The sequence below is a fragment of the Aliiroseovarius sp. CAU 1755 genome, from assembly GCF_054482655.1.
The window spans coordinates 959,142-972,170 of record NZ_JBTLRH010000001.1; the positions used below are offsets into that span (position 1 = coordinate 959,142).

Below are 13,029 nucleotides of genomic sequence, written 5' to 3' on the forward strand. Positions count from 1 at the left end.
CATGAAGACGGGCTATCGTGGCACGTTTGTCATTTCATGGGCGCAGACAGAAGTAGATGGTTTGCCGGGCGCACCGGTGGCCTCTCTTGGTGTCGGGGCAAGCTGGCGCTGGACGGGGAAACCGTTGCGCGTTGATGGGCCTCGTGAAGTTCTGGACCTTGAGGCTACTAGCGATGAAGAGGATCTGCGTCGTCGAGCGGCGTATGTGGTGCAGAACCTGGTCGGGGCCGCGATGGACCCGGCCCAACCCATTGAGGCGCATGAGGTTGACAGCACACGGTTGAACATGGGCTTCGAAGTCACCGACGGTCACGCCAGCTATATAGCGTCATTGATTGATGCGAAAAGCAGGCAGCCCTTGTTGATGTTCGTCGGTGACATGCCACCACCCGGCACCGAGCTATGGGTGGTGCGCGCATCAATGGAACCTAGCTATGTCAACCGGTTGAGCGACCAGCCGACAGGGGTTATCTGTTTCACGCCGGGAACCCGGTTGCGGACCGCCGACGGTGAAGCGCTGGTCGAGCACCTGTCCGAAGGCGACATCGTTCAAACACGCGACAACGGCGCACAGAAAGTGTTGTGGGTCGGACGGCGCCGAATTTCTGGCGCGCGCCTGTTTGCCATGCCCGAACTGCGGCCAATCCGACTGCGCGCCGGCGCGATTTGCTCGGGCCAACCCGATGAGGATCTTCTCGTTTCGCCAGAGCACCAGCTTTTGATCACCGGTGCGCGTGCGCGAGACCTGTTCAACGAAGACGAGGTTTTGGTGTCCGCCCGTGATCTGGTGGATGAACGTCGCGTGGTGGTCGATCGCCTGGCAAAAGAGGTTGTTTATTGCCACGTGCTTTTGGAACACCACGAAGTCGTCTGGGCCAATGGCGTGCCGACCGAAAGCTTTCACCCGGCCAATACCGATCTTGAAATGCTCGACGCGGGCCAACGCGCCCGGTTGCTCGAGATTTTTCCGCTTCTTGACTACGACCCCATGGCCTACGGCGCTTTTGCGCGACGTAGTCTGAACAAGGGCGAAACGGCAATTCTGCGCGGTCACGTGGCATAAGTTCTGCCGGGGGCGTTGACTCCCTCACTCATGGCGTTATAAGCCCTCAATCCGGTCCCGCGAGGGGCCGGTTTTCATTGGTGTTGGTGGCCCCTGCGAAGGGATGCCTGTCGGGCTTCGGCCAAAGGACAACGCCCTTCGATATCTTTATGAAGGAGACCAGCCGTGACCAAACGCACGTCTGCCAAGTACAAAATTGATCGCCGCATGGGCGAAAACATCTGGGGTCGCCCGAAATCGCCGGTAAACCGTCGCGAATACGGCCCCGGCCAACACGGCCAGCGTCGTAAGGGCAAACTGTCGGATTTCGGTCTGCAGCTGCGCGCCAAGCAGAAGCTGAAAGGCTACTACGGCGACCTGACCGAAAAACAATTCCGCCGCATCTATGGTGAAGCCGAGCGTGTCAAAGGCGACACCGGTGAAAACCTGATTGGTCTGCTGGAACGCCGCCTTGACGCTGTTGTCTACCGCGCCAAATTTGTGCCGACCGTGTTTGCAGCCCGTCAGTTCGTCAACCACGGCCACGTGCGTGTGAACGGCAAAAAAGTGAACATCCCGTCCTATCGCGTGCAAGAAGGCGACGTGATCGAAGTGCGTGATCGTTCGAAGCAAATGGCATCCATTCTGGAAGCGGTTCAACTGCCCGAGCGTGACGTGCCGGACTATATGGACGTTGACCATTCGAAGCTGACCGCCACTTTCACCCGGACTCCCGGCCTGTCGGATGTGCCGTATCCGGTTGTGATGGAACCGAACCTGGTCGTCGAATTCTACGCGAAAAACTAAGCTAGTCTTACAACATCGCAGTGTTTTGGAACCCGCCCAGGATCTGGGCGGGTTTCTTTTTGCGTTGCTGGAAATCGCAGATGCAGTGAAGCCTCAGCGCGGGGCACAATTCTCGCCGCGTTGCTTTCGTGCTTTGCAGGGTCTGGTGACCGCGCTACATCACTCGACAAAGGAGCATCCTCATGGCCAAGATCATACCCCAGCCGGGGATCATGCAGATCACGCCCTATGTGGGCGGCGCCTCGACGGTGGACGGCATTGCCAATGTCATCAAGCTAAGCTCGAACGAAAACCCGTTCGGGCCAAGCCCGCACGCAGTCGAAGCCTTCCAGCGCGCCGGGCACGAACTGCATCGCTATCCGAACACGGATCACGGCGCACTGCGTCAAGCCATTGGCGATTTCCACGGATTGGACCCTGATCGCATCATCTGCGGTGTCGGATCGGACGAGGTGATCACGTTCCTGTGCCAAGCCTATTCGGGCCCGGGCACTGAAGTGATTCACACAGAGCATGGCTTTTCGATGTACCGGATCTCGGCGTTGGCGGCAGGTGCGACACCGGTCATGGTGCCGGAACGTGAACGCATGGTCGATGTCGATGAAATCCTGAAAGGTGTGACTGACAAAACCAGTTTGGTGTTCGTTACCAATCCGGGCAATCCGACGGCCACGATGGTAAGCCACGGAGAGCTCGCGCGCCTTGCCCGCGAATTGCCCGATCACGTGTTGTTGGTTTTGGACGCAGCTTACGCGGAATATGTCGACGGCTTTGATGGAGAGGCGTCGCTGGTCTCCAAATACGAAAACGTCTTCATGACGCGCACGTTTTCCAAGATGTATGGCTTGGGTGGGCTGCGGATCGGTTGGGGGTATGGCGCGTCCGACGTGATCGACGTGTTGAACCGGGTGCGGGGTCCGTTTAACCTGTCGATGCCTCAGCTTGCCGCGGCCGAAGCTGCGTTGCGCGACCGGGATCATGCCACGCGCTGTCTGCGTGAAAATACGCGGCTGCGGTCCTGGCTGGCCGAAACCCTGGCCGAATTTGGTGTGCCGTCAGACACGTCTTGCACCAACTTCATTCTGGCGCGCTTTGCCAGCGAGGACGAGGCTTCGACCTGTAACACCTACTTGCAAGAACAAGGGATCATCGTGCGCAAGGTCGGCGGCTATGGCCTGCCCAACTGCCTGCGTATCACGGTTGGCGACGAAGCGTCCTGTCGCCGGGTGGCGCATATGATCGGTCGCTTCAAAGGCGGCGCGCCGGGGTCCAAGTTGATGCTGCTGGAAGAAGACAGGCTTGAGGAAGGGGAGGGTACATGAGCGTCATCTACAACCGTGTCGCCTTGATCGGTCTGGGTCTGATCGCGTCTTCGATGGCCCATGCGATGCGTCGCGCTGGCTTGGCGGGCGAGATTGTCGGAACCGCACGTTCGGTTGAAACCCGTGACGTTGCGCGCGAACTTGGGTTTTGCGACCGCATTGTCGACACCGCCGCCGAGGCCGTCGACGGGGCGGATCTGGTTGTCCTTGCCGTGCCCGTCGGTGCGATGGATGGCGTCGCTTCGGAAATCGGACCCAAGCTTGGCGAAGGGGCCACTCTGACAGATGTCGGGTCGGTCAAGCGCGCGGTGATCGAAACCGTTGCGCCGCATTTGCCCGATCACGTGCATTTCATCCCGGGCCATCCCTTGGCTGGGACCGAGCACAGCGGCCCTCGATCCGGCTTTGCCGAACTGTTCGACAACCGTTGGTGCATCCTGATCCCCAACGGCACACCCCAAGCCGCCACCGACCGGTTGACCGCGTTCTGGCAGGGGCTGGGTGCCAATGTTGACGTGATGGATGCAGACCATCACGACCTTGTTCTGGCTGTCACCAGTCACACGCCGCACCTGATTGCCTATACCATGGTGGGCGTTGCAGATGACCTGTCGCGCGTGACCGACAGCGAGGTCATCAAGTATTCGGCGGCGGGTTTTCGCGACTTTACGCGTATCGCTGCTTCAGACCCGACCATGTGGCGTGATGTATTTTTAAACAATAAGGACGCGACGTTAGAGATCTTGGGTCGGTTCACGGAAGAGCTTTTCGCCCTGCAACGCGCCATTCGCACCGGTGATGGCGAAGAGCTGTTTGACTATTTCACTCGAACCCGTGCCATTCGCCGTGGTATTATCGAAGCCGGGCAAGACACCGACGCGCCCGATTTCGGGCGGTCCGGCAAACACGACTAGGCCGCACCACAAGTGCGTTCGACCGCGAAGAGTATGTGTGAAGGAGCAGTAATGATGGTAATCGGTTTTGGTGTTCGGGCTGTGTTGAAGCGATCCCTTGGCGGGGTGGTTCTGGCCGCGATGTTTTCGACCACGGCCATGAGCGCGCCGCCTGACAGTTCGCTCAGACCGACGCCGCGCCCGGCAAGCAACCAAGGAGTCATCGCGACCAGTGGCGCGCAGCTGGCAGCAGCAGTGGCGGCCCCGACACGCCTTGCCGTCGCACGTTCGCTGCGCCCCAACAAACGGCCCAAAGGCTTTTCCCGCAAGGTCGCCGCATCCATGCCCGCGCCAGCGAATGTTGGGCGCAAGGGCCGCGTATGTGGCGTGAACGAGATCAAAGGCCAAGCCGTCTCGGCGATCCCCGGCAAGATCCGCGGCTGTGGTGTCGCCGACCCTGTGCGTGTGACCGAAGTGTCTGGCGTCAAGCTCAGCCAGGCTGCGGTAATGGATTGCACCACGGCAAAGGCGCTGAACAACTGGGTGCGAACGGGCGTCTTCCCCGCCGTTGGTCGGCTGGGTGGTGGACCGTCTTCGCTACGGGTTGTGGCGCATTATGCGTGCCGCACGCGCAACAACAAGTCTGGCGCAAAAATCAGCGAGCACGGCAAGGGTCGCGCGTTGGACATCGCGGCGGTGCGTTTGAAAAACGGGGCCGAAATTTCGGTGCTCAAAGGGTGGCGTGACCCGGTTCAGGGCAAAGTGCTCAAGTCGATGCACAAGGCGGCTTGCGGGCCGTTTGGAACGGTGCTTGGCCCAAATGCAGATCGATATCACCAGGACCATTTGCATCTGGACACAGCGCGGTATCGTAGCGGCGCGTATTGCCGCTAAGTTTACCGGATTACAAGAACCGGCGCGCGGCCAACTGGAACCGGCCCAAGAAAGACCGTGCCACCAGACAGGCGCAGTGGCACATCCAGCGTTTCACTGTTGCCCGACAGGCCTGCGACGAATTGCAGGGCGCCGGTCACGGTTGACACCAGCTCTGGCGCCAGCGCACCAGATGCTTCGGCAAGCTGGATCATCTGTCGCCAGTTGCGGGCCTTGACGGTCACATTGCCTGATGGATTGCCCCGCGCGTCTACGTCCACGGCGCCTGCCATGGCGAGTTCAAGCTCGCCCCATTTTGCCACGAAGGACGACAGGTCGATCCGCGTAACCTGAGGGCGGGCATCCTCGATCGCGCTGCGGTCCCATGGGGCCGAAAACGTGACGTTGGCGTCAAACGACACCCCTTCGAAGACCGGTGGTAATACGTCATCGGTATCGAGATTTCGGATGAAGGAAGACGCAGGCGTCAGATCTGAAGCCTCGAAGTGAATATCTTGGCGGTTCTCTCCCTCGGTATCCCGACGGGTCGCCAGTTGCCCATGCACAAGCGACGATGTCCACCCGGCAGATGATGTCATGGTCAGCCCTTCGATGACAATCGAGCTGCGGTCCAGCGTCAACGCGGGCGTCGGATCGACAACCAGCGACCCCTTCAAATCCAAGGCGGAGATCGTGATCCGCTGTTGGGGCGTTGACAGAATTTGCTCTCCGGGCCAGGCGGCAATCACGTGATAGGGCTTGTAGGACAGCGCCAGGATCTGGAATTCGGGCGCGGCCCATGCCAGTCCCGTATCGGGGTCGGCCAGCTCTAACCCGGTGAAGACAGTGTCGAACCGGTTGGGAAACCCGCGTGTTGACAGGTCGCTGACCTCCGCGACCCAGCCGTCAGCCTGCCGATCCTTGATCCACGCCGCAAAGGCCCCTTCTGTGGCGCGCGCGCCGACAAACCAATATCCGGCCCAAAGCCCCGCCAATACAAGCGTTATTACGATCAATCTGCGCATCACACTTTCCTCTTGTCACGTCACGTGCTTATTGGCGTATTTAAAGCGGCACGTGACGAAGAGCGAGTGAAATGAGCACACAGGATCTATGGGTTTTCGGGTATGGGTCATTGATGTGGAACCCAGGGTTTGCCCATACCGAAGCAGTTGTGGCCAGTCTGCCGGGCTTTCACCGCAGCTTTTGCATGAGATCCATTCACCATCGCGGAACCGTGGACAACCCCGGACTTGTCCTTGCGCTGGACGAAATGGAGGCCGCACAATGTCAGGGTCTCGCCTTTCGTGCCTGCCCGAAAAGCCATGATCAGGCACTGGCCGATCTGCGCGAGCGCGAACTTGTGTCCTCGGCCTATCTTGAAAAACAGCTGAAGATCTCGCTGCGCGATGGCCGAGAGGTCGAGGCCGTCACCTATGTGATCGATCCACACCACGTGCAATACTGCCAAATCGATTTGGAAGAACAAGCACGGATAATCGCACAAGCGATCGGCGGGCGTGGTCCGAACACAGAATACCTTTACAACACTGCTGCCCACCTGAACGAACTTGGGATCGAAGATGACGACCTGAACTGGCTTGCGCAGCAGGTGCGGAAGTTGGCGGGCGACTGACAGGTCTACACAGAGCTTGGCACCTGCACAAATCGCGCCTATCCTGTGCCCAACAACAACGGCGACAAGGAAATGCCCGCATGGATCAGTTGGATCGCGGGACGCTGACTGCGCCCAAAAAACACGGGGTCGAGCCGTCTTTCACCCATCCGGTCCGCCAAATCTTTGTGATGTTGGTGGTGTTGGGTCTTGTAGGCTTTGGCGTGTTTTTGGCTTTGCCAAGGGTGCTGCCGGTGTTTCAGGCAAATCTCTATCTGAATGGCTTCATCCTGTTTGTCTTCGTGATCGGCCTGCTGGCTTGTTTCTGGCAGGTCTGGCAGGTCTTTTCATCCGTCGGCTGGATCGAGGGCTACGTTCAGGAACGCGATGGTCATGACCCGGACCGGGCGCCGCGGTTGTTGGCGTCTTTGGCGGCGCTTTTTCGATCAAACCGTGGGTCGCATCTGCAGATCGGTGCGTCGTCCGCACGGTCGATCCTCGATAGCATCGCAACACGTATAGATGAAGCCCGTGACATCACACGATATATCGTCAACCTGCTGATATTTCTCGGACTTCTCGGCACATTCTACGGCTTGGCGACGACCGTCCCGGCGGTGGTCGAAACCATCAGGTCGCTGGCGCCGGGTGAGGGTGAAGGCGGGGTTGATGTGTTCAACCGTCTTATGACCGGGCTTGAGGCGCAGCTGGGCGGCATGGGCACGGCTTTCTCATCCTCGCTGTTGGGTCTTGCGGGGTCGCTGGTCGTCGGGCTGCTGGAGCTGTTTGCCGGGCATGGCCAGAACCGGTTTTATCGCGAGCTAGAGGAATGGCTGTCCACCATTACGAAGATCAGCTTTGCCACCGGCGATGGAGAGGGCAACGACCAAGGTGCCAGCGCCTATCTTGGCGTTCTTGCCGAGCAGGTCGAAGCGATGCAGACTCTGTTCACCCAGACCGATGTGCAACGCAGCATGCTGGACCAGCGGCTGGGACATTTGGCCGACAAAATCGATGCGGTTGCCACGAAACTGCAAGACGGGGGCGGTCAGGCTGCCGCCTTGTCACGGCTCGCGGACGGGCAGGACAGGGTGGTCGAAGTGCTGCAGGGACGCGCCGATGACGCGGACGATCACCCGGATGCGGAAAGCCGGATGCGGCTTCGCTCCATCGATGTTCAACTGCTGCGCATTTTGGAAGAAATGCAAGCTGGACGACAGGAAAGTCTTGCCGACCTGCGCGGGGATCTTGCAACCCTGACCCATGCGATCCGCGTGGCGTCCGGTCAGGACAGGGCGTAACCCATGGCCCTGACGCGGCGATCGGTTCAACGGATGAGCGGCTCGATCTGGCCGGGTTTTGTGGATGCCATGACGGCGCTTTTGCTTGTCCTGATGTTCGTCCTGACCATCTTCATGATCGTGCAGTTCATATTGCGCGAAACGATCTCGGGGCAGGCGGATGAACTGGACGAGCTTTCCTCGCAGGTGTCCGAACTGGCCGACGCGCTTGGGCTGGAGCGGACGCGGGCGGCGAAGCTTCAGGGTGAAATCGGCACGTTGAACGCGACCTTGGCCGAAGCCAGATCTGTGTCTGAGGCACAAACAGCCCTGATCGCCCAGTTGACCGCACAAACTGCGGATCAGGCCTCTGAGCTAGCAGCGCGGGCCGCAAAGATCACCAGTTTCGAAGCGCAGGTTGCAACGCTTTTGTCGGAGCGCGATCGCGCAATTCGCGAGGGCGAGGCGCTTTCCGCGACGGTCGACGAACTTGAAGCGGCCCGTGTTGAATTGCTGTCTGAAAAAGATGAGCTGGCGCTGGCCTTGGCTAACGCGCGCGACGAGGTTGACGAAACCGCCGAGGCAGCGCGACTGGCCGCCGCAAAACGCGAAGCGCTTGAGGCGCTGGTGGCGGATCTTGAGGCGAAGGTGGAAGACAGCGCCGCCGCCCTGACTGAAGAAGAGGCAAGCCGCGTGGCCGAGGCCGCCGCCGCCGCCGCCCTGCGTGACCGTCTGGCAAATGCGGATGAAGAACTAACCGCGATGACCTTGGCGCTGGAGGCTGAACGCAAGCGGGCCGAAGAGACCTTGACGCTTCTTGCAGCAGCCAAGGCTGCGGGCGTCGATGTGGAACGCCAGCTGTCTGCCGCTCTGCTAAGGCTGGAGGAGCAGAAAACCGACGGGGTTGAAACGGCAGATTTGCGGGATCGTCTGGAAGCCGAACTTGCCGCACGGCTCGAGGCTGAAAGCCAGGTGCAAGATGCAATCAGTGAGGCCGACCAACGGGCGCGTCTGCTGGCCGCCGCCAATCTGGCGCTGTCCGAGAAGGAAGCGGAAAGCGCAGAAAGCCAACGCAAGATTGCGCTTTTGAATGAACAGCTGGCCGCACTTAGAACCCAGCTGGGAAGTCTACAAGCCATTCTGGACGACAGCGCCGCGCGTGACGCCGCCGCGAAGGTGCAGATCAACAACCTTGGGTCCGAGTTAAACGCCGCGCTGGCCCGTGTTGCCTCTGAAGAACGCAAACGCGCAGCGTTGGAAGAAGCGGAACGCAAACGGCTGGAGGCCGAAGCCAAAGAGCTGGCGGCCTATCGGTCCGAGTTTTTTGGCAAGCTCAAGCAAGTGCTTGGCAATCGCGAAGGCATTCAGATTGTCGGCGACAGGTTCGTTTTCTCGTCCGAGGTTCTGTTCACAAGCGCCGATGCGACGTTGCAGCCCGAAGGACGCGCGCAGGTTGCCAAGGTGGCCGCGCTACTGGCCGAAGTGGCCGGAGACATCCCGAACGAAGTGGACTGGATCATTCGCGTTGATGGGCACACCGACAATGTTCCGCTGGCTGGCACAGGACGGTTCCGCAACAACTGGGCGCTCAGTCAGGCGCGCGCCTTGTCGGTGGTGGAATACATGATCAATGATCTGGGTTTTCCGCCCGATCGCCTTGCGGCAACGGGGTTTGGCGAATACCGCCCGGTCGACCCCGCCAATACCAGTGAAGCGCGCGCAAAGAACCGCCGGATTGAGCTGAAACTGACGGAACGCTGACCGCGTTTGCCTATGCGGAAACCAGTATAGCGGCAGCAGATTTTTTGCGAGATTGCAGATTGGCTGAGCGCTGCTCAGTGCTATTCCAGTGCCCTAAACGACGACGGGCCGCAAGAAGAACTGCGGCCCGTGCAAATGTGTCGTGCTCAGTTGGCGGTCAGTCCGCGGTCAACAATGGGGGTCGTTTGCGCGAACCAAGCTGCGGGTTTTTGGGTTTCTCCATCCGAAGGTCCAGCTTGCCGTTCTTCACGCCCACCTGAACCAGACCGCCCTTGGCAAGCTTGCCAAACAGCAGCTCTTCGGCGAGCGGCTTTTTGATGTGCTCTTGAATGACGCGGCCAAGGGGGCGGGCGCCCATACGGTCATCATATCCCTTCTCGGCGATCCATTCAGCGGCCGCACGGGTCAGCTCGATGCTGACGCCGCGATCCAGAAGCTGGGCTTCCAGCTGCAGAACAAACTTCTCGACCACTTGCAGGATCACTTCTTTGCCGAGTGGCGCGAAGCTGATGACCGCATCCAATCGGTTGCGGAATTCCGGCGTGAAGGTGCGTTCGATCGCGGCGGTGTCTTCGCCTTCGCGACGATCGCGACCAAAGCCGATGGCCGATTTGGCCTGTTCCGCTGCGCCCGCGTTCGAGGTCATGATCAAGACCACGTTGCGGAAACTGACCGTGCGACCGTTATGGTCGGTCAGCTCGCCGTTATCCATCACCTGCAGCAGGATGTTGTAGACATCCGGGTGCGCTTTCTCGATCTCGTCCAGAAGCAAAACACAATGGGGATGCTGATCAACGCCATCGGTCAACAGACCGCCCTGATCAAACCCGACATAGCCCGGAGGCGCCCCGATCAGGCGCGAGACCGCGTGTTTCTCCATATATTCCGACATATCAAAGCGCAAAAGCTCGACACCCAGATTGTCGGCCAGCTGTTTGGCAACCTCGGTCTTGCCGACGCCTGTTGGCCCGGCAAACAGATAGTTGCCGATGGGCTTTTCAGGTTCCCGCAGGCCCGCGCGGGCCAGTTTGATGGCCGAGGCAAGCGATTCAATTGCGTTGTCCTGCCCAAACACGACCCGTTTCAGCGCCTTTTCAAGGTCGCGCAATGTTTCGGCATCATCCTTGGAGACGCTTTTCGGCGGAATGCGGGCGATCTTGGCCACGACGGCCTCGATGTCCTTGACGCCGATCGTCTTGCGGCGCTTGCTTTGCGCAAGCAGGTGCTGCGCGGCCCCGGCCTCGTCGATCACGTCGATCGCCTTGTCTGGCAGCTTGCGGTCGTTGACATAACGATCCGACAACTCCACCGCGCTTTTGATCGCATCGGCAGTGTATTTTACGCCGTGGTGGTCTTCGAAATAGGGTTTCAGACCTTTCAGGATTTTCACCGCATCATCAACAGTCGGTTCGTTGATGTCGATCTTCTGGAACCGGCGGCTCAGCGCGCGGTCCTTTTCGAAGTGCTGGCGGAACTCCTTATAGGTGGTCGAGCCCATGCAGCGCAGCTTGCCGCCCTGAAGTGCGGGCTTCAGCAGGTTCGAGGCATCCATCGCCCCGCCCGACGTCGCACCAGCACCGATCACGGTGTGAATCTCGTCGATGAACAAGACAGCATCGGGGTGGTCTTCAAGCTCTTTCATCACGGCCTTCAGACGCTCTTCGAAGTCGCCGCGATAACGGGTGCCGGCCAGCAGCGCACCCATGTCGAGCGAATAGATTGTCGTTTCGGCCAAGATGTCGGGCGTTTCGCCACCGACGACCTTGGCGGCCAGCCCTTCTGCGATGGCGGTTTTGCCAACGCCGGGATCACCGACCAGAAGCGGGTTGTTTTTACGGCGGCGGCAAAGCACCTGAATGCAACGCTCTACCTCGTGTTCGCGCCCGATCAGCGGGTCGATATCGCCGTCGCGCGCCTTGGCGTTCAAGTCGACACAGTATTTCGCCAGCGCGCTGTCGTTTTCTTCGGCGGGCTGGGCGTCCTGCACGTCCTCTTCGAACTCCGGCGCACCAGAGATCGGCCGGGCCTCGCCCATGCTGGGATCTTTCGCGACCCCATGGGCGATGTAGTTCACCGCATCGTAACGGGTCATATCCTGTTCTTGCAGGAAAAAGGCGGCGTTGCTTTCGCGTTCTGCAAAGATTGCGACCAATACGTTCGCGCCCGTCACTTCGGTGCGGCCAGAGCTTTGCACATGGATCGCAGCACGCTGAATGACGCGCTGAAAGGCCGCTGTCGGCACGGCCTCGCTGCCTTCGATGTCGGTGACCAGCGTGGTCAGTTCTTCGTCGATGAATTCGACCAGAACCTTGCGCAGGACATCCATGTCGACCGAACAGGCCTGCATGACGCGGGCTGCGTCGGGTTCATCAAGCAGCGCAAGAAGCAGGTGTTCCAGCGTTGCCAGCTCGTGCTTTCGATCATTCGCCAGCGCAAGCGCGTGGTGAATGGCTTCTTCGAGCGGTTTTGAAAAGGATGGCACGTCGAACACTCCTCGTAAGCTATGCGGGATCTTCCGCTTGGCGGTTCTTCCGCCTTTACTGTCGCCTCATATGTTTAAAGTTCGGTTTTCCGGCCGCGTCTTCAAGCCTTTTCTTGTCAATTGTTGCTCTCGGATGCGTGATTGCTGGTATTTATACCTTAGAAATTGTCCTTGCGCCGTCGGATTTCAGCAAAGACCTCGGTGTCTGGGGCGGTTTTCATATGTAGGGCCGCTTTGACCTGAGGCAAGTGGGCGCGCAGAAATGGATTCGTTTCAAGCTCCTGCGACAGGCGCGATGGCACTGTGGGGCGGTTTTCGGCGCGCGCGGCTTTGATCTGCGCCAGACGCTGGGCCAATGCGCTGTTGTCAGGTTCAATCGTGATCGCAAAGGCCGCATTTGCCGCGGTGTATTCGTGGCCCGAACAAACCAGCGTATCTGGTGGCAAGGCGGCAAGACGGGACAGGCTTGCCCACATTTGGTTTGGCGTGCCTTCAAACAAACGCCCGCAGCCAAGCGCCATCAGGCTGTCCCCGGTAAAGACCGCGTGTGTATCCGGAACGAAATAGGCGATGTGACCGACCGTGTGGCCCGAAACATCCAGAACCGATACTTCGTGGCCAGCAAATTCAAACGTGTCATCGTCACTATAGCTTCGATCCAATGGTGGCAGGCGGTCGGCATCTGCGGCTGCACCGACCACCTTGGCACCCGTGGCCTTCACCAGATCCGTGACGCCTTGGACATGGTCCCAATGATGGTGGGTCAACCAGATTTCGGTCAACGTCCAGCCGCGTGCCTGCAGTTCAGCCTTGATCGGCTGGGCGTCGGGCGCATCGACAAGCGCGGTTTGCCCCGTGACATCATCATGCAGAAGGAAGGCGTAATTGTCAGACAGACAGGGGATGGTGACAAGGGTGAGCATCTCGAACCTCCGGTTTTGAACTCCAGTCTTG

General features: G+C 59.6%; 11 protein-coding genes. 8 read left to right on the forward strand and 3 right to left on the reverse strand.

Annotated elements, in window-relative coordinates:
* Position 1 precedes the first annotated feature (1 nt).
* From ACXYMP_RS04750 to ACXYMP_RS04770, 5 genes are all read left to right on the forward strand, one after another.
* Positions 2-1,063: a Hint domain-containing protein gene (locus ACXYMP_RS04750; RefSeq protein ID WP_458904647.1), complete on the forward strand. Its 1,062-nt coding sequence runs from the start codon at positions 2-4 to the stop codon at positions 1,061-1,063.
* 165 nt (positions 1,064-1,228) lie between these two features.
* The gene (rpsD, locus tag ACXYMP_RS04755; protein ID WP_298568092.1) at positions 1,229-1,849 is read left to right on the forward strand and encodes a 30S ribosomal protein S4; all 621 of its coding nucleotides are present in this window, start codon (positions 1,229-1,231) and stop codon (positions 1,847-1,849) included.
* Between the two features lie 182 nt (positions 1,850-2,031).
* Positions 2,032-3,171 carry a histidinol-phosphate transaminase gene (gene hisC, locus ACXYMP_RS04760; protein WP_298568089.1) on the forward strand — a complete coding sequence of 380 codons (1,140 nt, stop codon included), beginning with the start codon at positions 2,032-2,034 and terminating at the stop codon, positions 3,169-3,171.
* Complete coding sequence (locus ACXYMP_RS04765) at positions 3,168-4,085, forward strand: prephenate/arogenate dehydrogenase family protein (protein ID WP_458904650.1); 918 nt, start codon at positions 3,168-3,170, stop codon at positions 4,083-4,085. The genes hisC and ACXYMP_RS04765 overlap by 4 nt, the downstream gene beginning before the upstream one ends.
* A 51-nt stretch (positions 4,086-4,136) precedes the next feature.
* Positions 4,137-4,958 (forward strand): extensin-like domain-containing protein, encoded by an 822-nt coding sequence (locus ACXYMP_RS04770; RefSeq protein WP_458904651.1) that lies wholly within the window; start codon positions 4,137-4,139, stop codon positions 4,956-4,958.
* A 2-nt stretch (positions 4,959-4,960) separates the two neighbouring features.
* Here the strand turns inward: ACXYMP_RS04770 and ACXYMP_RS04775 are convergent, their stop codons facing one another.
* Positions 4,961-5,962 carry a DUF2125 domain-containing protein gene (locus tag ACXYMP_RS04775; RefSeq protein WP_458904653.1) on the reverse strand — a complete coding sequence of 334 codons (1,002 nt, stop codon included), beginning with the start codon at positions 5,960-5,962 and terminating at the stop codon, positions 4,961-4,963.
* Between the two features lie 71 nt (positions 5,963-6,033).
* On the opposite strand from ACXYMP_RS04775, the gene ACXYMP_RS04780 reads away from it, so the two are divergent.
* The 3 genes from ACXYMP_RS04780 to ACXYMP_RS04790 all read left to right on the forward strand — a co-directional run bounded on the left by ACXYMP_RS04780 (position 6,034) and on the right by ACXYMP_RS04790 (position 9,593).
* Complete coding sequence (locus ACXYMP_RS04780; RefSeq protein ID WP_458904655.1) at positions 6,034-6,573, forward strand: gamma-glutamylcyclotransferase; 540 nt, start codon at positions 6,034-6,036, stop codon at positions 6,571-6,573.
* A gap of 80 nt (positions 6,574-6,653) precedes the next feature.
* Positions 6,654-7,853 carry a biopolymer transporter ExbB gene (locus tag ACXYMP_RS04785; RefSeq protein ID WP_458904657.1) on the forward strand — a complete coding sequence of 400 codons (1,200 nt, stop codon included), beginning with the start codon at positions 6,654-6,656 and terminating at the stop codon, positions 7,851-7,853.
* A 3-nt stretch (positions 7,854-7,856) separates the two neighbouring features.
* On the forward strand, positions 7,857-9,593 hold the full coding sequence (locus ACXYMP_RS04790; RefSeq protein WP_458904659.1) for a peptidoglycan -binding protein: 1,737 nt from the start codon (positions 7,857-7,859) through the stop codon (positions 9,591-9,593).
* A 157-nt stretch (positions 9,594-9,750) separates the two neighbouring features.
* Here ACXYMP_RS04790 and clpA read toward each other — a convergent pair whose 3' ends face one another.
* Positions 9,751-12,075, reverse strand: a complete 2,325-nt coding sequence (gene clpA / locus ACXYMP_RS04795; protein WP_298568071.1) for an ATP-dependent Clp protease ATP-binding subunit ClpA — start codon at positions 12,073-12,075, stop codon at positions 9,751-9,753.
* A gap of 158 nt (positions 12,076-12,233) precedes the next feature.
* A complete protein-coding gene (gloB, locus tag ACXYMP_RS04800) occupies positions 12,234-12,998 on the reverse strand; it encodes a hydroxyacylglutathione hydrolase (protein WP_458904662.1) in 765 nt (254 codons plus the stop codon).
* Between the last annotated feature and the right edge of the window lie 31 nt (positions 12,999-13,029).